This is a genomic window from Paracoccus yeei ATCC BAA-599 (assembly GCF_000622145.1).
Lineage (GTDB): Bacteria > Pseudomonadota > Alphaproteobacteria > Rhodobacterales > Rhodobacteraceae > Paracoccus > Paracoccus yeei.
The window spans coordinates 345,346-363,758 of record NZ_JHWH01000001.1 but is presented as its reverse complement, the minus strand read 5'-3'; the positions used below and the strand labels follow the sequence as shown (position 1 = coordinate 363,758).

Below are 18,413 nucleotides of genomic sequence, written 5' to 3'. Positions count from 1 at the left end.
CCGCCGATGCCCGGGTGGACACGGCATTTTCCCTGTATCCGCCGGGGCTCGTGCGCGTTAGGATCGCCCTTCACCAGGGGCAGGAACCGGGACGGACATGAAGATCATCATCTGCGGGGCGGGGCAGGTCGGCTGGCATATCGCGCGCCATCTGTCGGGCGAACGCAATGACGTGACCGTCATCGACACCAATGCCGAACTGATCCGAAGGGCGACCGACGCGCTGGACGTCCAGGGCGTCACGGGCTTTGCCAGCCATCCCGACGTGCTGGATCGGGCAGGCGCGCGCGACGCCGACCTGATCATCGCCGCGACCCATTCGGACGAGGTGAACATGGTCACCTGCCAAGTGGCCCATTCCGTCTTTCAGGTGCCCAGAAAGATCGCGCGGCTGCGTTCCCCGGCCTATCTGGACGCGATCTGGTCGGACCTCTACCGCACCGACCACCTGCCCATCGACGTGGTCATCAGCCCCGAACGCGAGGTGGCGCGCTCGGCCCTGCAGCGGCTTTCGGCGCCCTCGACCTTCGACGCCGAGACCTTCCTGACCGGGCGGCTGCAGCTTCTGGGCATCTCGCTGGATCTCGACAGCCCGGTGCTGAACACCCCGCTGCGCCAGTTGAACGAGATGTTCTCCAGCCTTTCGGCCATCGTCGCCGGGGTGCGGCGCGGCGGCCGGCTGTTCGCGCCCGAACCGGGCGACCAGCTGTTCGACGGCGACCAGGTCTATGTCTTTACTCTGACCGAGGACGTGCGCCGCACGCTCGAGATCTTTGGCAAGCCGCATGAAAAGCAGGAAAGCGTCGTCATCATCGGCGCCGGCAACGTGGGCCTTGCCGTGGCCCAGGCGCTGGAGGCCCGGCCCGAGCGGGTGCGGCTGAAGCTGATCGAGCGCAACCGCGAACGGGCCGAGGACGCCGCCGATGCGCTGAATCGCACCATCGTCCTGCATGGCGACGGGCTTTCGGCCGAACTGCTGGAGGAAGCCGCCGTGCCGCGCGCCGATGCGGTCCTGGCGATCACCGACGACGACAAGACCAACATCCTTGCCGCCGTGCGCGCCAAGCAGGCGGGGGCGGGGCTGGTCATCTCGCTGGTGAACGATCCGACGCTGATGTCGCTGATGGAGCCCCTGGACATCGACGCCTTCATCAACCCGCGCGCCAGCACCGTCTCGACCATCCTGCGCCACATCCGGCACGGGCGGGTGCGCGACATCTATTCGGTGGGCGACGCCGAGGCCGAGGTGATCGAGGCGCAGGTGCTGTCGACCTCGCCCCTGGCCGGGCGGCCGATCCGCGACATCGAGTTTCCCGGCGGCGCGCTTCTGGGCGCCGTCCAGAAGGGCGAGCGCGTGGTCAAGCCCACCGGCGATCTGCGCATCGAAGAGGGCGACATCATCGTGATCTTTGCCCTTGCCGCCGATATCCCCGAGGTCGAGCGCCTGTTGCAGGTCTCGATCGACTTCTTCTAGGGCGCGCGCGGGATGGGCCTGCTGCTGCGCCTGCCCTTGCTGGTGATCCTGGCCGGTTTCGCGGCGCTGGCGATGCTGGTCCCTGGGCTTTACGCCCATGCGCTGGAACAGCACGGGATCGGCGCGGATTTCCTGGGCTGCGCGGGGCTGTTCCTGATCCTGGCCGGGATCGTCGCGCTGGCCACCGCCGACCGGCCCGACCAGTCGCGGCCGCGCAGCGTCCTGCTGACCATGCTGGGGGCGATGACGGTGCTGCCGGCGATGATGGCAGTGCCTTTCGTGCTGTCCCTGCCCGACACCGGCTTCTTCAACGCCTGGTGGGAGATGATCTCGTGCCTGACCACCACGGGCGCCTCGCTTTACGCGGCCGAGCTGCTGCCCGCGCCGCTGCACCTGTGGCGGGCGCTGGTCGGCTGGCTGGGCGGGCTGTTCATCCTGGTCGCCGCCGTCGCCCTGCTGGCCCCCCTGCGGGTCGGCGGGTTCGAGATCATGTCCTTGCCCTATGGCCGGCGCGAGCATTTCCAGCGCCTGCCGCGCTCGGCCGACATGTCGCCCGTGGTCACCCACCTGTCGGCGCCCGCCTTCCAGACGGAGCTGATCGACCCGGTCAGCCGCGCCGTCCGGTCGTTCTGGCAGGTCTTTCCGATCTATGCCGGGCTGACGCTGGCCATGTGGGTGTTGCTGCTGATGCTGGGGGAATCGGGCCTGGTCGCGTTGACGCGCGCCATGGGCACGCTGTCGACCAGCGGCATCAGCCCGGTGGGCGGCCCCGCCGTCCAGTCCAGCGGCATCGCGGGCGAGGCGGTGATCTTCCTGTTCCTGATTCCGGCCCTGTCGCGGCGGTTCTGGCCGGGGGGGATGGAGCTGAAGACCGCGCAAAGCTGGACCGGCGACCCCGAGCTGCGCATCGCTGCCGGCATGGTGCTGCTGGTCGCGCTGACGCTGTTCGCGCGCCATTTCCTGGGCGCCATCGGCGTGTCGCCGACCGGCGCCCGGGGGGTGCTGGAAACGCTGGACAATGCGCTGTCGGCGGCCTGGGGCGGCATCTTCAACGGGCTCAGCTATCTGACGACGACGGGCTGGAACTCGGTCGAATGGCAGGGCGCGCGCAACTGGTCGGGGCTCAGCTCGCCCGGGCTGATCCTGGCGGGGCTTGCGATGATGGGGGGCGGGGTCGCGACCACGGCCGGCGGCGTCAAGCTGCTCAGGGTCTATGCCCTGGCCCGCCATTCCCAGCGCGAGCTGGAAAAGATCGTGCATCCGAACTCGGTCGGGGGTGGCGGTCTGATGGCGCGCCGCCTGCGCAACGAGGGCGCCTATCTGGCCTTCATCTTCTTCATGCTGTTCGCAAGCTCGATCGCGGTGGTCATCATGCTGATCTCGCTGCAGGGGATCGAGTTCGACAGCGCCACCATCCTGTCGATTGCCGCGCTGACCAACACCGGGCCCCTGGCCGGCGCGATCCCGATGGTGCCGACCTTCCAGGGCTCGGCCGGTCTTGCCGGCGCGCCGTGGGAGGGGTGGGCCGGCCTGCCCGGACTGACCAAGGCGATCCTAGCTGGCGCCATGATCGCCGGCCGGGTCGAGACGCTGGCCATCCTGGCGCTGCTGTCGCCCGAATACTGGCGGCGATAGTGGGACGGATGCCACGCCTCCGCGGCTTGGCCGATCATCGGCTTGCATGCGTCTGTCCGCTCGCCTAAGTCTTGAAAACCCGCGATAAGAACAAGGTGCATCGAATGGCCGGCGACAAACAGAATCTTCAGGACGCTTTTCTGAACCACGTCCGCAAGGGCAAGGTTCCGGTGACGATCTTTCTTATCAACGGCGTGAAACTGCAGGGCGTGATCACCTGGTTTGACAATTTCTGCGTGCTGTTGCGCCGCGACGGCCAGTCGCAGCTGGTCTACAAGCACGCGATCTCGACCATCATGCCGGGCCAGCCGATCAGCCTTTACGAAGGCGAGGACTGATTGGCCGAAACCACGGAAACGCGGGACCGCCCGACGCGGGCCTATGTGATCCACCCGGACCTGGGCAACGCCCGCACGCGCCGGTCCCCGGAACTGGCGCTTGAGGAAGCCGTGGCCCTGGCCCATGCGCTGCCCGCCATCGACGTGACCGGGGCCGAGGTGGCCCGCCTGCGCAATCCCGACCCCGGCATGCTGTTTTCCAAGGGCAAGCGCGAGGAGATCGGCCAGCACATCAAGGCCGCCGCCGAGGGTGAGGGGGCGGAGCTGGTGCTTATCGACGGGCCGGTGACGCCCGTGCAGCAGCGCAACCTGGAAAAGGAATGGGACGTCAAGATCCTGGACCGGACCGGGCTGATCCTGGAAATCTTCGCCGACCGCGCGCAAACGCGCGAAGGCGTGCTGCAGGTCGAACTGGCCGCTCTGGCCTATCAGCGCACGCGGCTGGTCCGGGCCTGGACGCACCTCGAACGCCAGCGCGGCGGGCTTGGCTTCGTCGGCGGCCCTGGCGAGACCCAGATCGAGGCCGACCGCCGCGCCATCGACGAACAGGTGATCCGCCTGCGCCGGCAACTGGAACGGGTGGTCAAGACGCGCGAGCTGCACCGCAAGGCCCGCGCCAAGGTGCCCTATCCGATCGTGGCACTGGTGGGCTACACCAACGCCGGCAAATCCACGCTGTTCAACCGGCTGACCGGGGCCGAGGTCATGGCCAGGGACCAGTTGTTCGCCACGCTCGACCCGACCATGCGCCAGATGGTGCTGCCGGGCGGGCGCCGGGTGATCCTGTCCGACACCGTGGGCTTCATCAGCGACCTGCCCCATGAGCTGGTCGCCGCCTTCCGCGCCACGCTGGAAGAGGTGCTGGCGGCCGACCTGATCCTGCATGTGCGCGACATCTCGCACCCCGAGACCGAGGAGCAGGCCGGCGATGTCGGCGAGATCCTGGAATCGCTGGGCGTCGAGGAGGACGTGCCGCTGATCGAGGTCTGGAACAAGATCGACGCGCTTTCCGGCGAAACCCGCTCGGCCCTGCGCCGGCACGATGCGCGGACCGAAGGGGTGCAGGCGATCTCGGCGCTGTCGGGCGAGGGGCTCGAGGACCTGCTGCTGGCCGTCGAAACCCGCCTGGCCGAGGTCCTGGACGAACCGCGGGACGAGGCCGTGCTGATCCTGCCCTCCGACGACGGCCGCCGCCGCGCCTGGCTGCATCGCCAGGGCATCGTGGCCTCCGAAGAAATGGGCGACAAGGGCGTGCGCCTGCTGGTGCGCTGGACCGCGCGGCAGAAGGCGGCCTACGAGGCGCTCTGACCCCGGCCGCAGCGCCGATCGCCCGGTCGCATGGGTATTTGAAAAACGGTGAATGACAGATGTTGCGCGCCGACCCGCCGCTGCCGTCCTTTGGCGCCTTAGCGCTTCCTTGTTGCCGAAATACCCCTGGGGGAGTCGCGGCACGCGACGGGGGCGGAGCCCCCTTTTGCTAAGGCTGCATCGTGTCCAGTTCCCGCGCCCAAGGCGGGTCGGCCCCGGGGCGCGAGACGGTGATCGCCGCGGCTCGGGTGCCCAGGGTCAGGGCCTGGCCCAGCGTCTCGGGGTCAAGGGATGCGATCCCCTTGCGGGTCAGCGCGCCCGCGCGATGAAGCGCGGCCAGCACGCCCGCGTTGAACGTGTCGCCCGCGCCGATGGTGTCGGCCACCTCGACCCGGGTGGCGGGCGCGCTGATCGGGGCGTGGCGGGAATGGGCTGTCGCGCCCTCGGCCCCGCCGGTCTGCAGCACGGCCTGCGCGCCCTTGTCCAGAAGCGCTGCGGCCGCTTCGGCAAAACTCGCGCCGGGCATCAGCCAGTCGAGGTCGTCGGCAGACAGCTTGACGATGTCGGCCAGCGCCAGCAGCCGGTCCAGCCGGGCGCGATAAGCGGCCTCGTCCTGGATGAAGAAGGGGCGTATGTTCGGGTCCAGCATCACCGGCACGCGCGGGGCAAGCCGTTCGGCCAGCGCCTCGATCGCCGCGCCGCACGGGTCGGGAACCAGGCTGATGCCGCCGATGAACAGGGCCGAGACCTCGGGCGGGATCTCGGGCAGGTCTGCAGGGGACAGCATCCGCCCGGCCGAGCCCTCGTCGTAAAAGGCATAGCGCGCCTCGCCCCCGGTCAGGGTGACGAAGGCAAGCGTGGTCAGCCGGTCCGACCGCGGGCACAGCGTCGTGTCCACCCCCGCCTCGGCCAGTGGCCGCAGCAGGTCCTGGCCGAACCCATCGCGCGAGATCGGCCACAGATAGGCCGTGGGCATGCCCAGCCGCCCCAGCGCGATGGCGGTGTTATAGACCGCTCCGCCGGCCAGCGGGCGATAGCGGCCCGCCTCGGGCACCATGTCGATCAGCGATTCGCCTGCACACAGGATCACGGTTGCCTCCTCAATGGTGCGCTGTCGGCGCGGTATTCGGAACCGTCGGTGACGGTGATGTCGGGCGCCAGCGTGCCGGCGCCGAAGCGGACATAGTTGCCCCGTTCGTTCAGCCACAGCAGTCCCAGAAGCACCAGCAGCGCCAGGACCACGGCCAGCGCGATCTTCCAGACCGACCAGGGCCGTTCGCCCTGCACCCGGCCCGACTGGCCGTTGACGACGAAGCGATAGCTTTTGCCGTTGTAGCGATAGGCGGCGGTCCAGACCGGCAGCAGGACATGCTTGAACGTCTCGTTCGCATGGCGGGTCTGGATGCTGGCGATCTGCTGTTCGTTGCCGCCGATGGCGCGGCGCACGTCCATCGCGATCACCCCGGCCATTTCCTGGCGCGCGATCTCGTGCCCCGAGGCCAGGGGGATCGTATAGCCCTCGGCCAAGAAGCCGGCCAGATATTCGGGCGTATAGGGCACCAGATGCGACAGGTCCCAGGGCGCCAGGGCATCGGTGATGCGGCGCGGCAGCGAGGCGGCGGCCAGCACCAGCACATCGTCGAAGTTGCGCGAGACCCGGCCCGATACCGGCGTCCAGCGGGTGCGGCGGACCTGCTGGGCGACCTGCTGGCGCTGGCCGTTCACCTCGCGCGTGACCCAGACGGTTTCGTAATACCAGTCGCCCCGCGCGCCCGCATAGGCCGAGGTGGTATCGGCGTCGAAGGTCCAGAACGGGGAATAGATGCCGCTCATCCGCTTGCCGCGCCGGGCATAGGCGGTCAGGCCCGAGGGGGCGAACCACAGGCCCGAAAGCCAGCTTTCCAGCGCGGCCTTGGCCTGGGCCTCGGTGATGACAAAGGGCAGCACGCCCTGCGGCTTGATCTGGCGCGTGGCGCCGGTGTCGGTGACGACGGGCGTTGCGCAGAACGGGCAGGCCGAGGCGTGGCGGTCGCTGGTGATTTCCACCTTGGCGCCGCAGTTCGGGCAGGACAGCGTGCGCACCGTCTCGGTCAGGTCGCTGGCGGCGTCGAGCGTCAGGCCGCGCTCCAGCGGGATCTCGGGCAGGTCGGACTTGTGGCTGGCATCCCACTGGATCGCCCGCCCGGTCGAGGGGTCGGCCAGGATCGCGGCCTCGCCCCAGGGGCCGCCCGCGCCCTGGCGCGACGGCGCGCGCGCCGGGCCCGGGCCGATCTGCTGTTCGTGCCCGCAATAGGGACAGACCAGGCGCTGCTCTCCGGGCGAGAATTGCAGGCTCGCCCCGCAGTTTTCGCAAGGATAGCGGTATTCGGACGGGGGTGTCGGCATCGCCCGCGCTTAGCCCGCGCCCGGCAGCGGGGGCGGCGCGGGGGCGAGAAGCGGGGCCAGTTCGGCGATGTCGCGGGCCGGTTTCCAGCCGTCCTGGCCCGGCGTCCAGACCAGCGTGTCGCCCGAAAGCCGCCCTTCCTGCGCCAGCCGGGACAGGGCGGCGCGGCCGTGGGGGCCCTGCGCCTGTCCGTCCAGCGCGACATGCCACAGGGTTTCGGGCCGAAGCGGCGGCGGCGTCTGGACCGGCGGCGGCGCGGTGGGTTGCGGGGCCGCCTGCGGGATCGCGCCCCAGGGGCCGCTGCGTCCCGCCATGGCGACGCCCAGGCCCGCGCCCAGCCCGGCGCCGATGCCCGCGCCCATGCCGCCCGGCTGGTTCGAGGCGTTCAGCATCGCCTCGGACGCGGCATATTGGCCGAAGCGGTCCAGATCGCCCACGATCCCCATCGAGATGCGCTTGTCGAGCATCTTTTCGACCTCGTCGGGCAGGCTGATGTTTTCGATATAGAATTCGGGGATGGTCAGGCCGTATTCGGCGACCGTCGGGCCGATCGCCTTGGCGACCATCTGGCCGAACTGGCCGGTGTTCGCCGCCATGTCCAGAACCGGGATGCCCGACCCGGCGATCATGCGCGAGAACTCCTGCACGATGACGTTGCGCAGCTGGAAGCTGATCTCGTCGCGGGTGAATTCGCCATCGGTGCCGACGATTTCGGTCATGAACTTGCCGGGATCGGTCACGCGCATCGAATAGGTGCCGAAGGCGCGGATGCGGACCGGGCCGAATTCGGGGTCGCGCGCGATGACCGGGTTCTTGGTGCCCCATTTCAGGTCGTTGAAGCGCGTCGTGTTGACGAAATAGATTTCCGACTTGAAGGGGCTGCGAAAGCCGTGGTCCCAGTGCTGCAACCGGGTCAGCACCGGCATGTTGTTGGTTTCCAGCATGTAAAGGCCGGGCTGGAACACGTCGGCCAGCTGGCCTTCGTGGATGAAGACGGCGGCCTGGCCTTCGCGCACGGTCAGCTTGGCGCCATATTTGATGGCCCGGCCCACGGTCGGAAAGCGGTAAACCATCGTGTCGCGCGAGTCATCGGTCCATTCGATGATCTCGATGAACTCGCCGCCAAGGATGTCGAACAGGGACATGGGCCTGCCTTTCGCAAGATTGCGCCATTCCCGCAAGATAGTGCCGCGCCGGGCGGCCGCGTCAAGCGCTGGTCGCCAGAAGTTCGCGCGCGATCTGCAGGACGATGGGGCGGGCCTCGGCCTCGGTCATGCCGGGGCGCAGGCGGGAATCGTAAAGGATCTTCAGCAGCAGCTCGTCATGACGGGTCAGATAGGCGAATTCCTCGTCGTCGTTGAAGATCGAGGGGCGGACCTGCCGGCTGTCGTTGGCCAGGCCCAGCCCCTGGGCCAGTTCCTCGTGCACGCAGGACCGGCGCAGGCGGGGCGGGGTTTCGGACCGGATCAGCGCCACCGCCTGGGCATAGGTCGGGGAATTCCCCCGCGAATAGGCAAAGACCGTGCAATAGTTCTGCGGCGAAAGCTCGCTTAACGCGCGCACGTCGCTGGCGGGGATGCCGGGGACCAGCGCGTTCAGGCGCGGGCCGATGGCGCGGCGCTCGTCCTCGGACAGGATCATCACGGTGAAATTGCCGCTGGTGCCGGTCAGCGCGACGGGATGGCCGGTCGCCGCCTGCAGCCGGGCGGCATAGCCGGCGATTTCGGCGCGGTCACGGTCGCGCTGGGCAGGGGCCACGGAATCGCCGAACTCGATGCGGAGGGCGACGGGCTGGGTCCAGCGGCGCAGCGGCGCCGGGGTCGACTGCGACACCAGGCTGTCGCCCCGGCGGGTGTATTCGTCGTGCAGCGCGATCTGGACGAAATCCTCGGTCAGGCGCTCGGGCGTCAGGGCGATGTCGCTGCCGTCGTCGGTGCGCAGCTTGCCGCGCGCGACCAGGGTGCGTTCGACTTCGGCCAGATAGCTGCGCATGTTGGCGCTGGCCGGGGTTTCGGCGGCGCGCGCGGCCGTCGCATTGGCGGCGCGGGCGCGTTCGGCGCGTTCGCGGCGCAGCACGGCCTGGTCCACCGGCGGCCGGTCCGGGCGCGGCAGGGGCGCCGTGGCCTGGATCGGCGGCGCGGTTTCGAGAGAGCGGGTGTCGGTCGAACAGGCCGCCAGCGCCGCGAGGGCCGCGACGCAGGCAAGGCGCAGGACAGGGGCAGGGGTCGGGGTCACGGGGTCGCGTTCGGGATCTGGCCCCGCTCTTGACCCGTGCGGGTCGAGGCGAGGGTGTTGCGGAGCTGGGTTTCCATCGCCTGCAGGTCCTGTTCGGCGGCGGCGCGGCGCGCCTTGCCTTCGCTGGCGATGCGCAGGCTGTCTTCGATGGTGGCGATCAGTTCGGCGTTGGCGGCCTTGACGCTTTCGATGTCGAAGACGCCGCGCTCGACCTGGGTGCGGATGGTGGCATTCGCCTCGCGCAGGTTGCGGGCGTTCGCCGTCAGCAGGTCGTTGGTCAGGTCGTTGGCTTCCTTGACCGCGCGGGCGGCCTCGGCGCTGCGGCGGATGGTGACGGCCTGCGCGAGCTGCGTTTCCCACAGCGGCACGGTGTTCACCAGTGTCGAATTGATCTTGGTGATCAGGGATTTGTCGTTTTCCTGCACCAGCCGGATCGAGGGCAGGGACTGCATCGTGACCTGCCGCGTCAGCTTGAGGTCGTGAACACGCCGTTCCAGGTCGTCGCGGGCCGAGCGCAGGTCGCGCAGGTCCTGCGCGGCCATGACCTTGTCGCCTTCGGCGGCGGCGGCGACGGCGGCCTCCTTGGCCGGGACCTCCTCGCGGTCGATCTGGGCGAGCTTTTCCTCTCCGGCGGCGATGTAAAGCGCCAGTTCGTCGTAAAAGGCCAGGGTGCGTTCATACAGCAGGTCGAGCGACTTGATGTCCTTCAGCAGCCGGTGCTGGTGGGCGTCCAGGTCCGCCGTGATGCGGTCGATCTGGGTCTGGACCTGTTCGTAATTGGCCACGAACTTGGCAAAGGGCGCGGCCCGGCCGGTCAGCCGTTCCCACAGGCTGCGTTCGCGGCGCACGTCCAGTTCGCTGACCGAAAAGCCGCGGATCGTGGTCACGATCTCGCGCAGCGACTCGCCCGCGGGGCCGACGTCCTTGTTCTTGACGTCCGCCAGCATGGCCTGGCTGATTTCCTGCAACTCGTTCTGCGCGCGGGCGCCGAAATGCACGATCGAGGCGGTGTCGCGGATGTCGATCTCGGCGACACGCTTGCGGATTTCCTCGGCCACCGGCGGGGGCGCGTCGGCCAGGGTGGGGGCGGCGGGTGGCTCGGGCAGGACCACGGCGGTCACGCTTTCGATGGCGTCGGTGGCGGCGGCCGCGCTGGCCTGGGTCTTGTCGGTCATCCGGGTCGTCCTTTGATCGGGGCGGGACCGCCGCAGAATAGGAGGATTCCGGCCGGGTTCAACGCCGCAAGCGGGGGTCCGCCGCTTTGATGCGCGACTGTTGCGCCCCTGCCCGGCGCCGGGCGGGCCCGGGCCGGAACGGTCGCGCCCGGCTTGGCGTTGCGCGTGGGCCGGGGGGCGTGTAGAACCTGCCGGATTACGTCAGGGTTAAGGAGCGGCCTATGCGCAGAGTTGTCGTCACCGGGCTTGGGATGGTTACGCCGCTGGCCTCGGGGGTCGAAGAGACCTGGAAGCGCCTTTTGGCGGGGGAATCCGGGGCCGGGCCGATCACGCGGTTCGACACCAGCGGCGTTGCGACGAAATACGCCTGCGAACTGCCGCTGGGCGATGGCACGAACGGCACGTTCAATCCCGACGACTGGATGGAGCCCAAGGACCGGCGCAAGGTCGACGACTTCATCCTGTACGGCATGGCCGCCGCCGAACAGGCGGTCAAGGATTCGGGCTGGGTGCCCGCCAACGAGGACGAGCGCGAGCGCACCGGCGTCATGATCGGCTCGGGCATCGGCGGGCTGTCCTCGATCGCCGACACGGCCGTGCTGATCAAGGAACGCGGGGCCAAGCGGGTCTCGCCCTTCTTCATTCCCGGCGCGCTGATCAACCTGGTGTCGGGGCAGGTCAGCATCCGGTTCGGCTTCAAGGGGCCGAACCATGCGGTCGTCACGGCCTGTTCCACGGGCGCCCATGCCATCGGCGACGCGGCGCGGCTGATCGCGCTGGGGGATGCCGACGTGATGGTCGCGGGCGGCGCCGAAAGCCCGATCTGCGAGATCGGCGTCGCGGGCTTCAACGCCTGCAAGGCGCTGTCGACCAGGCGCGAGGACGATCCCAAGGCCGCGAGCCGCCCCTGGGACGAGGACCGAGACGGTTTCGTCATGGGCGAGGGCGCGGGCATCGTCATCCTTGAGGAATACGAGCACGCCAAGGCGCGCGGCGCCAAGATCTATGCCGAGGTGCTGGGTTACGGCATGTCGGGCGACGCCTATCACATCACCGCCCCTAGCGAGGATGGCGATGGCGGTTTCCGCAGCATGACCAATGCCTTGAAGCGGGCGAACCTGTCGCCCGCCGATATCGACTACATCAACGCGCACGGCACCTCGACCATGGCCGACGTGATCGAACTGGGCGCGGTCGAGCGGATGCTGGGCAATGCGGCGGGGAACGTGGTCATGTCCTCGACCAAGTCGAGCATCGGGCACCTGCTGGGCGCGGCGGGCGCAGTCGAGGCGATCTTCTGCATCCTGGCGATCCGCGACCAGATCTGCCCGCCGACCATCAACCTGGACAATCCGTCGCGCGAGACGCCCATCGACCTGGCCGCCAATGCCGCCGTGCGCCGCAAGGTGGATTATGTGCTGTCCAACAGCTTCGGCTTTGGCGGCACCAACGCAAGCCTGGTGATGGGGCGGGCGGCCGAATGATCTGGCGCCACGTCGCGTCGAACTTCCTGACGCTGCTGATCGTCATCCTGATCGCCGTGGCGGCGGCGGTGGCCTGGGCCAAGCACCAATACACTGCCCCCGGGCCCAGCGCCGTCGCATCCTGCGTGCGCGTGCCGCCGGGCGCAAGCCTGAGCGCGGTCAGCGAAAGCCTGGCGGCGCAGGGCGTGGTGTCGAACGCCTATATCTTTCGCGCGGGCGCCGATTACGCGGGCAAGTCGCGCGACCTGAAATACGGATCGTACCTGATGCCGCCGGGCGCGAGCATGGCCGACGTGGTCGCCGCGATCACCGCCGGCGGGCCCAGCACCTGCGGGACCGAGATCGTGTTCCGCATCGGCGTGCGCGAGAACTCGGTCATCCTGCGCGACACCGATGCCGCCACGGGCCAGATGGCCGAGCAGGCGAAATACATCCCCGGCGAGCCGGTGCCGGCGCCGATCCAGGCTGCCGAGGCGCGGCCCGACGCGCGGCTGCGCATCGCGGTGGCCGAGGGCGTCACCAGTTGGCAGGTGGTCGAGGGGCTGAAGCAGGCCGGCTTCCTGGCCGGCGAGGTCGCGGACCTTCCCGAGGAGGGGAGCCTGGCCCCCGACACCTATGACGTGCAGAAGGGCGCCGACCGCGCCACGCTGCTGGCCGAAATGGCGCGGCGGCAGGCGAATTTCCTGGCCCAGGCCTGGGAGGCGCGCGAGACCGGGCTGCCCTATCGGACGCCGCAGGAGGCGCTGATCATGGCCTCGATCATCGAGAAGGAAACGGCGGTCCCGGACGAGCGGCGGCTGGTCGCCAGCGTCTTTGTCAACCGCCTGCGCCAGGGCATGCGGCTGGAGACGGACCCGACCGTGATCTATGGCATTACCCAAGGCAAGGGCGTGCTGGATCGCGGCATCCGCGGGTCCGAGCTGCGGCGGCGCACGCCTTACAACACCTATCAGATCGCGGGCCTGCCGCCGACGCCGATCGCGAATCCGGGGCGCGCCTCGATCGAGGCGGCGCTGGACCCGGACGATTCGGACTATGTGTTCTTCGTGGCCGACGGCAGCGGCGGGCACGCCTTTGCCCGCACGCTGGAGGAGCACAACCAGAACGTTCGGCGCTGGCGCGAGATCGAACGGCAGCGCGGGCAGGCCATGTCGCCGGTCCAGGGCGACTAGATTCGGGGTGTCACAGGGGCGATGCCGCCCCTGTTGCGTGGCCGCGCGCTGGGGTGTTGCGTGGCAAAGTTCATTGTTTCTGAACGGAAATTAACAGAAGGTTTCGCAACCTGTGGTTTTTCGTTGACTGTGCGAACGCTCCAAGGTAGAACTTATCCATGCTGGGAGAGATGGGCAAGCGGCCGGGTCGAGGGACCGAGGCCGCTTTTTTCATGTCTCGCTCGTGCGGACAGGCACACGAGGGCAAGGCGTATCAGGAATGACAGTAAACTTCGATCCGGGGCAGGAGCCACCGGAAGGACCGTTCGCGTCGGTCGCCGAGGAGGCGACCGAGATGGACGTGCTGGACATCGCCGACGGGCTGTTCCGGTCCTATGCCGCCGATCTGACCCGCTTGCGGGAAAAGATCGAGGCGGGGGACGCAGGTGATCTGAAAGAGTCCGGCAATCTGGTGCGCTCTCTGCGGGAGGCGACCAAGATGGTGCTGGAGGAAAGGGGCAAGGTTGACAAGCTACGCAAGGATGCTGCCGGACAGGTCGGTGCAGGCGCACTCGACCTTGTCGCGGCACGAGATGAAATCGGGCGCCGCCTGGCTTGCCTGCGCCGAACCGGAGGAGGTTGACGCCTTCCTGGAGGGGTTGAGCAGCAATGCGCTGGCGGCGCTGCCGTGGCTGTTCGAGTTCTGGGCGCTGCCGCACCAGTTGCCGCCCGAGGGCGACTGGAAGACCTGGGTCATCATGGGCGGGCGCGGCGCGGGCAAGACCCGCGCCGGGTCCGAATGGGTGCGGTCCCAGGTCGAGGGGGCGACGCCGGATGCGCCGGGCCGCGCGCATCGCGTGGCGCTGGTCAGCGAGACCTTCGACCAGGCGCGGGACGTGATGGTCTTTGGCGAGTCGGGGATTCTGGCCTGTTCGCCCCCGGACCGGCGTCCGGTCTGGGAGGCGGGGCGGCGGCGGCTGGTCTGGCCCAATGGCGCGACCGCGCAGGTCTATTCGGCGCACGAGCCCGAGGCCCTGCGCGGGCCGCAGTTCGATGCCGCCTGGGTCGACGAACTGGCCAAGTGGAAAAAGGCCGAGGACAGCTGGGACATGCTGCAATTCGCGCTGCGTCTGGGCGAGCATCCCCAGCAGGTCGTCACCACGACGCCGCGCAATGTGGGGGTGCTGAAGCGGATTCTGGGCAATGCCTCGACCGTCACCACCCATGCGCCTACCGACGCCAACCGCGCCTATCTGGCCGAGAGCTTCCTGGCCGAGGTCGAAAGCCGCTATGCCGGCACGCGGCTGGGCCGGCAGGAGCTGGAGGGGCTGCTGCTGGAGGACGTCGAGGGGGCGCTGTGGACGACCGCGATGGTCGAGCGCTGCCGGGTGGACCGGGCGCCGAAACTGTCGCGCGTGGTCGTGGCGGTCGATCCGGCGGTGACGGCGGGTGCCGCGTCCGATGAATGCGGGATCGTGGTCGCGGGCGTTCTGGCCGAGGGGCCGGTGACGGAATGGCGGGCCTATGTGCTGGAGGACGCCACCGTCCGGGGCGGGCCAACGGACTGGGCGCGCGCCGCGATTGCCGCGATGGACCGGCACGGCGCCGAGCGGCTGGTGGCCGAGGTCAACCAGGGCGGCGATCTGGTCGAGAGCGTGATCCGCCAGATCGACCCGCTGGTGCCGTTCCGGGCCCTGCGCGCCGGCCGCGGCAAGGGGCTGCGGGCCGAGCCGGTCGCGGCGCTTTACGAGCAGGGGCGTGTGCATCACCTGCGCGGCCTTGGCGCGCTGGAGGACCAGATGTGCCGCATGAGCGTCGCCGGATACGAGGGCAAGGGTTCGCCCGACCGGCTGGATGCGCTGGTCTGGGCCATCCACGAGCTGATGATCGAGCCGGCGGCGTCCTATCGGCGGCCTTCGGTGCGGGGTTTGTAGCGCCGGACCGGGGCTCTGCCCCGGGCCCCGGGATATTTAGGCAAGAAAGAAGGGCCTTTCTGGTCCGCGAAGGGTCGCCGTTGGCGGCCCTTTTTCAATGGGATTTCAGGAGAGACCGATGGCATTTCCCTGGTTCGGGCGAGCGGCTGCGCCCGCCGTCGAAGTCGAGAAAAAGGCGAGCGCCGCGGGCAAGGTGGTGGCGCTGGCGGCGGGCTCGGGGCGGGTGGTCTGGTCGCCGCGCGACACGGTCAGCCTGACCAATGCCGGGTTTGCCGGCAATCCGGTCGGGTTCCGCGCCGTGCGGCTGATCGCCGAGGCCGCCGCCGCCGTGCCGCTTTTGTGCCAGGACCGCGAGCGGCGCTATGACACGCACCCGGTGCTGGACCTGTTGCGGCGGCCCAACATCGGCCAGGGCCGGGCCGAGCTGTTCGAGGCGCTTTATGGCCAGATCCTGCTGAGCGGCAACGGCTATCTGGAGGCGGTGGGCGAGGGCGCCAAGGGGCTGCCGGGGGAATTGCACGTCCTGCGCTCGGACCGGATGGCGGTGGTGCCGGGGCCGGATGGCTGGCCCTCGGCCTATGAATATTCGGTGGGCGGGCGCAAGTTCCGCTTCGACATGGTGGGCAGTCCCGACCCGATCTGCCACATCAAGAGCTTCCACCCGCTGGACGACCATTACGGCCTGTCGCCTATGCAGGCGGCGGCGGTGGCGGTGGATGTGCACAACAGCGCGTCAAGCTGGTCCAAGGCGCTGCTGGACAACGCGGCCCGGCCGAGCGGCGCGATCGTCTACAAGGGGGCGGACGGGCAGGGCAGCCTGTCGCCCGACCAGTACGACCGGCTGGTGAGCGAGATGGAGATGCATCACCAGGGCGCGCGGAACGCCGGGCGGCCGATGCTGCTGGAGGGGGGGCTGGACTGGAAGCCGATGGGGTTCAGCCCCAGCGACATGGAGTTCCACGAGACCAAGCTGGCGGCGGCGCGGGAGATCGCCCAGGCCTTCGGCGTGCCGCCGATGCTGATGGGCATTCCGGGCGAGGCGACCTATGCCAATTACGCCGAGGCGCACCGGGCATTCTATCGCCTGACCGTGCTGCCGCTGGTGTCGCGGGTCGCGAGCGCCGTCGCCTGGTGGCTGTCCGAGCATCTGGGGGCCGAGATCGACCTGCGCGCCGACCCCGACCAGGTGCCCGCCCTGGCCGAGGAGCGCGACGGGCAGTGGAAGCGGATCGGCGAGGCGCTGTTTCTGACCGATGCCGAGAAGCGGGCCGCGCTGGGCCTGCCGCCGGTGGCGGAGGAATAGATGGAGGGCTCGCGTTTCGTGAAGGAGCCCTTCGGCTGGCACGACCAGCGCTTCGACACGCAGGAGCGGATCATGGCGCTGCAGTTCGGGCAGGTCGAGCGGCGGCTGGAGCGGATCGAGTCGCTGATCGAGGGGCTGGAGCGGCGGTTGTGGATGACGGTCTATGGCGTCGTCGCGGTGATCCTGACCCAGGCGGTGCAGTCGATCCTGACCTTTACCCCGAAAGGAGGCTGACGTGAATTCAAAGGATTACGGGTTGGAACTGAAGTTCGCCCCGGGTTCGGCGCTGGTGTCGGACGGCACCCGGCTGGAGGGCTACGCAAGCCTGTTCGGGCTGACCGACCAGGGCGGCGATATCGTCCAGAAGGGCGCCTATGCGGCCAGCCTGAAGCGGCTGGCGGCGCGGGGCGACAAGGTGCGGATGCTGTGGCAGCACGACCCGGCCAAGCCCATCGGCGTCTGGGACGAGATCCGCGAGGACGAGAAGGGCCTGTGGGTCAAGGGCCGCTTGCTGCCCGAGATCGGGCAGGCCCGCGAGGCCGCCGCGCTGATTGCGGCGGGCGCCATCGACGGGCTGTCGATCGGCTATCGCACGATTTCCGCCGAGCGCGACGCCAAGGGGCGGCGGCTGCTGACCGAGGTCGAGCTGTGGGAGGTGTCGCTGGTGACCTTCCCGATGCTCGCCGAGGCCAAGGTCGGGCGCAAGTCCGATGGCGCGTTGGAGCTGGCGGCGGCCTTTCGGGCCGCGGCGCAGGCGCTGCGCGCCGAGTGAATTTCACCAGATGGAGGGGACGATGACCGAGGTGAAAGCCGCGGCCGGGGCGGACATGCCCGGCGACCTGGGGGCCGAGATGCTGGGGTTCGTCAACGAACTCAAGGCATTCCGTTCCGATATTCAGAAACGACTGGAAGCACAGGAAGATCGCATGACCATGCTGGACCGCAAGACCCTTTCCCGCGCCCGCGCCCCTCTGTCGGTCGAGGCCGATGCGGGCGCGCCGCACCAGAAGGCGTTCGACGCCTATGTGCGCCACGGCGACGACGGCGCGCTGCGCGGGCTGCCGCTGGAGGGCAAGGCCATGACCTCGACCTCGGACGCGGGGTTCCTGGCGGCGCCGACGGTGGCGCTGCAGGTGCAGGAGGCGCTGAACAGCATGGCCTCGCTGCGCCGGGTGGCCAATGTCGTCACCGTGGAATCGGCCAATTTCGAGATGCTGGTCGACATGGGCGACATCGCCAGCGGCTGGGCGACCGAGGCCGCGGCCCAGGCCGAGACCGGCACCGGGGCGGTGACCCGCGTGGTGATCCCGGTCCACGAGCTGTCGGCCATGCCGAAGGCCAGCCAGCGCCTGCTGGACGACGCGGCCTTCGACGTGGAAAGCTGGCTGGCCGGCCGGATCGCCGACAAGTTCATCCGCGCCGAGGCGACCGCCTTCATCAGCGGCGACGGCACCAACAAGCCCAAGGGTTTCCTGACCCATGCCCGCGCCGCGAACGCCACCGCGACCAATGTGCAGATCGGCACCATCGCCTCGGGCGCGACGGGCGATTTCGCGGCGACCAACCCTGCGAACGCGCTGATTGACCTGGTCTATGCGCTGGGCGCGCAATACCGGGCCAATGCGACCTTCGTCATGAACTCGAAGACCGCCGCCGCCGTGCGCAAGATGCGCGACACGGACGGCCGCTTCCTGTGGGCCGACAGCCTGGCGATGGGCCAGCCGCCGCAGCTGCTGGGCTATCCGGTGCTGCTGTGCGAGGACATGCCCGATATCGCCAACGGCTCGGCCTCGATCGCGTTCGGTGACTTCAAGTCGGGCTATACCATCGTCGAGCGTCCCGACCTGCGGGTGCTGCGCGACCCCTTCTCGGCCAAGCCGCATGTGCTGTTCTATGCCACCAAGCGCGTCGGTGGCGGCGTCACCGACGCCCGCGCCATCAAGCTGATGGTCTTCGGCTGATCCACGGCCGAAGCGGGGGCCGCGCGGCCAGT

At 69.1% G+C, this 18,413-nt stretch carries 17 protein-coding genes; 12 read left to right on the top strand and 5 right to left on the bottom strand.

All coding sequences use genetic code 11. The features are described 5' to 3' along the window. Positions 1 to 97: 97 nt before the first annotated feature. The 4 genes from trkA to hflX all read left to right on the top strand — a co-directional run bounded on the left by trkA (position 98) and on the right by hflX (position 4,755). The gene (gene trkA, locus BU28_RS0101765; RefSeq protein ID WP_028717924.1) at positions 98 to 1,474 is read left to right on the top strand and encodes a Trk system potassium transporter TrkA; all 1,377 of its coding nucleotides are present in this window, start codon (positions 98 to 100) and stop codon (positions 1,472 to 1,474) included. A 12-nt stretch (positions 1,475 to 1,486) separates the two neighbouring features. Beyond that, a complete protein-coding gene (locus BU28_RS0101760) occupies positions 1,487 to 3,109 on the top strand; it encodes a TrkH family potassium uptake protein (protein ID WP_028717923.1) in 1,623 nt (540 codons plus the stop codon). A 104-nt stretch (positions 3,110 to 3,213) separates the two neighbouring features. Then, complete coding sequence (hfq, locus tag BU28_RS0101755; protein ID WP_010394165.1) at positions 3,214 to 3,447, top strand: RNA chaperone Hfq; 234 nt, start codon at positions 3,214 to 3,216, stop codon at positions 3,445 to 3,447. Then, the gene (hflX, locus tag BU28_RS0101750) at positions 3,448 to 4,755 is read left to right on the top strand and encodes a GTPase HflX (RefSeq protein WP_028717922.1); all 1,308 of its coding nucleotides are present in this window, start codon (positions 3,448 to 3,450) and stop codon (positions 4,753 to 4,755) included. It begins immediately after the preceding gene. 169 nt (positions 4,756 to 4,924) lie between these two features. Here hflX and BU28_RS0101745 read toward each other — a convergent pair whose 3' ends face one another. The 5 genes from BU28_RS0101745 to BU28_RS0101725 all read right to left on the bottom strand — a co-directional run bounded on the left by BU28_RS0101745 (position 4,925) and on the right by BU28_RS0101725 (position 10,548). Beyond that, a complete protein-coding gene (locus BU28_RS0101745; RefSeq protein WP_028717921.1) occupies positions 4,925 to 5,845 on the bottom strand; it encodes a carbohydrate kinase family protein in 921 nt (306 codons plus the stop codon). Further along, positions 5,842 to 7,140, bottom strand: a complete 1,299-nt coding sequence (locus tag BU28_RS0101740; protein WP_028717920.1) for a TFIIB-type zinc ribbon-containing protein — start codon at positions 7,138 to 7,140, stop codon at positions 5,842 to 5,844. Before BU28_RS0101740 ends, BU28_RS0101745 begins: the two co-directional genes overlap by 4 nt. 9 nt (positions 7,141 to 7,149) lie before the next feature. Beyond that, positions 7,150 to 8,283: an SPFH domain-containing protein gene (locus BU28_RS0101735; RefSeq protein WP_028717919.1), complete on the bottom strand. Its 1,134-nt coding sequence runs from the start codon at positions 8,281 to 8,283 to the stop codon at positions 7,150 to 7,152. A gap of 61 nt (positions 8,284 to 8,344) precedes the next feature. After that, positions 8,345 to 9,373 (bottom strand): DUF2927 domain-containing protein, encoded by a 1,029-nt coding sequence (locus tag BU28_RS0101730; RefSeq protein WP_051577666.1) that lies wholly within the window; start codon positions 9,371 to 9,373, stop codon positions 8,345 to 8,347. Then, a complete protein-coding gene (locus BU28_RS0101725) occupies positions 9,370 to 10,548 on the bottom strand; it encodes a toxic anion resistance protein (protein ID WP_028717917.1) in 1,179 nt (392 codons plus the stop codon). Before BU28_RS0101725 ends, BU28_RS0101730 begins: the two co-directional genes overlap by 4 nt. 221 nt (positions 10,549 to 10,769) lie before the next feature. On the opposite strand from BU28_RS0101725, the gene fabF reads away from it, so the two are divergent. From fabF to BU28_RS0101685, 8 genes are all read left to right on the top strand, one after another. Then, positions 10,770 to 12,032, top strand: a complete 1,263-nt coding sequence (gene fabF, locus BU28_RS0101720; RefSeq protein WP_028717916.1) for a beta-ketoacyl-ACP synthase II — start codon at positions 10,770 to 10,772, stop codon at positions 12,030 to 12,032. After that, positions 12,029 to 13,204 carry an endolytic transglycosylase MltG gene (gene mltG / locus BU28_RS0101715; RefSeq protein ID WP_036761753.1) on the top strand — a complete coding sequence of 392 codons (1,176 nt, stop codon included), beginning with the start codon at positions 12,029 to 12,031 and terminating at the stop codon, positions 13,202 to 13,204. The genes fabF and mltG overlap by 4 nt, the downstream gene beginning before the upstream one ends. Before the next feature lie 259 nt (positions 13,205 to 13,463). Then, the gene (locus BU28_RS21760) at positions 13,464 to 13,826 is read left to right on the top strand and encodes a hypothetical protein (protein WP_028717914.1); all 363 of its coding nucleotides are present in this window, start codon (positions 13,464 to 13,466) and stop codon (positions 13,824 to 13,826) included. Next, the gene (locus BU28_RS0101705) at positions 13,777 to 15,117 is read left to right on the top strand and encodes a DNA-packaging protein (protein WP_028717913.1); all 1,341 of its coding nucleotides are present in this window, start codon (positions 13,777 to 13,779) and stop codon (positions 15,115 to 15,117) included. The genes BU28_RS21760 and BU28_RS0101705 overlap by 50 nt, the downstream gene beginning before the upstream one ends. 118 nt (positions 15,118 to 15,235) lie before the next feature. Further along, complete coding sequence (locus BU28_RS0101700) at positions 15,236 to 16,420, top strand: phage portal protein (RefSeq protein WP_028717912.1); 1,185 nt, start codon at positions 15,236 to 15,238, stop codon at positions 16,418 to 16,420. Next, complete coding sequence (locus BU28_RS0101695; RefSeq protein ID WP_036761751.1) at positions 16,421 to 16,654, top strand: GTA head formation protein, RCAP_rcc01685 family; 234 nt, start codon at positions 16,421 to 16,423, stop codon at positions 16,652 to 16,654. Position 16,655: 1 nt separating this feature from the next. Continuing rightward, positions 16,656 to 17,192, top strand: a complete 537-nt coding sequence (locus BU28_RS0101690) for an HK97 family phage prohead protease (RefSeq protein ID WP_036761750.1) — start codon at positions 16,656 to 16,658, stop codon at positions 17,190 to 17,192. Between the two features lie 22 nt (positions 17,193 to 17,214). Beyond that, positions 17,215 to 18,381, top strand: a complete 1,167-nt coding sequence (locus BU28_RS0101685; protein ID WP_028717909.1) for a phage major capsid protein — start codon at positions 17,215 to 17,217, stop codon at positions 18,379 to 18,381. The last annotated feature ends 32 nt before the right edge of the window (positions 18,382 to 18,413 follow it).

Bases quoted from the DNA above. Each gene is read 5' to 3' on its own strand.
- trkA (WP_028717924.1), top strand. From the start codon at position 98: ATGAAGATCATCATCTGCGGGGCGGGGCAGGTCGGCTGGCATATCGCG.
- BU28_RS0101760 (WP_028717923.1), top strand. From the start codon at position 1,487: ATGGGCCTGCTGCTGCGCCTGCCCTTGCTGGTGATCCTGGCCGGTTTC.
- hfq (WP_010394165.1), top strand. From the start codon at position 3,214: ATGGCCGGCGACAAACAGAATCTTCAGGACGCTTTTCTGAACCACGTC.
- BU28_RS0101740 (WP_028717920.1), bottom strand. From the start codon at position 7,140: ATGCCGACACCCCCGTCCGAATACCGCTATCCTTGCGAAAACTGCGGG.
- BU28_RS0101735 (WP_028717919.1), bottom strand. From the start codon at position 8,283: ATGTCCCTGTTCGACATCCTTGGCGGCGAGTTCATCGAGATCATCGAA.
- BU28_RS0101725 (WP_028717917.1), bottom strand. From the start codon at position 10,548: ATGACCGACAAGACCCAGGCCAGCGCGGCCGCCGCCACCGACGCCATC.
- fabF (WP_028717916.1), top strand. From the start codon at position 10,770: ATGCGCAGAGTTGTCGTCACCGGGCTTGGGATGGTTACGCCGCTGGCC.
- mltG (WP_036761753.1), top strand. From the start codon at position 12,029: ATGATCTGGCGCCACGTCGCGTCGAACTTCCTGACGCTGCTGATCGTC.
- BU28_RS21760 (WP_028717914.1), top strand. From the start codon at position 13,464: ATGACAGTAAACTTCGATCCGGGGCAGGAGCCACCGGAAGGACCGTTC.
- BU28_RS0101705 (WP_028717913.1), top strand. From the start codon at position 13,777: ATGAAATCGGGCGCCGCCTGGCTTGCCTGCGCCGAACCGGAGGAGGTT.
- BU28_RS0101700 (WP_028717912.1), top strand. From the start codon at position 15,236: ATGGCATTTCCCTGGTTCGGGCGAGCGGCTGCGCCCGCCGTCGAAGTC.
- BU28_RS0101695 (WP_036761751.1), top strand. From the start codon at position 16,421: ATGGAGGGCTCGCGTTTCGTGAAGGAGCCCTTCGGCTGGCACGACCAG.
- BU28_RS0101685 (WP_028717909.1), top strand. From the start codon at position 17,215: ATGACCGAGGTGAAAGCCGCGGCCGGGGCGGACATGCCCGGCGACCTG.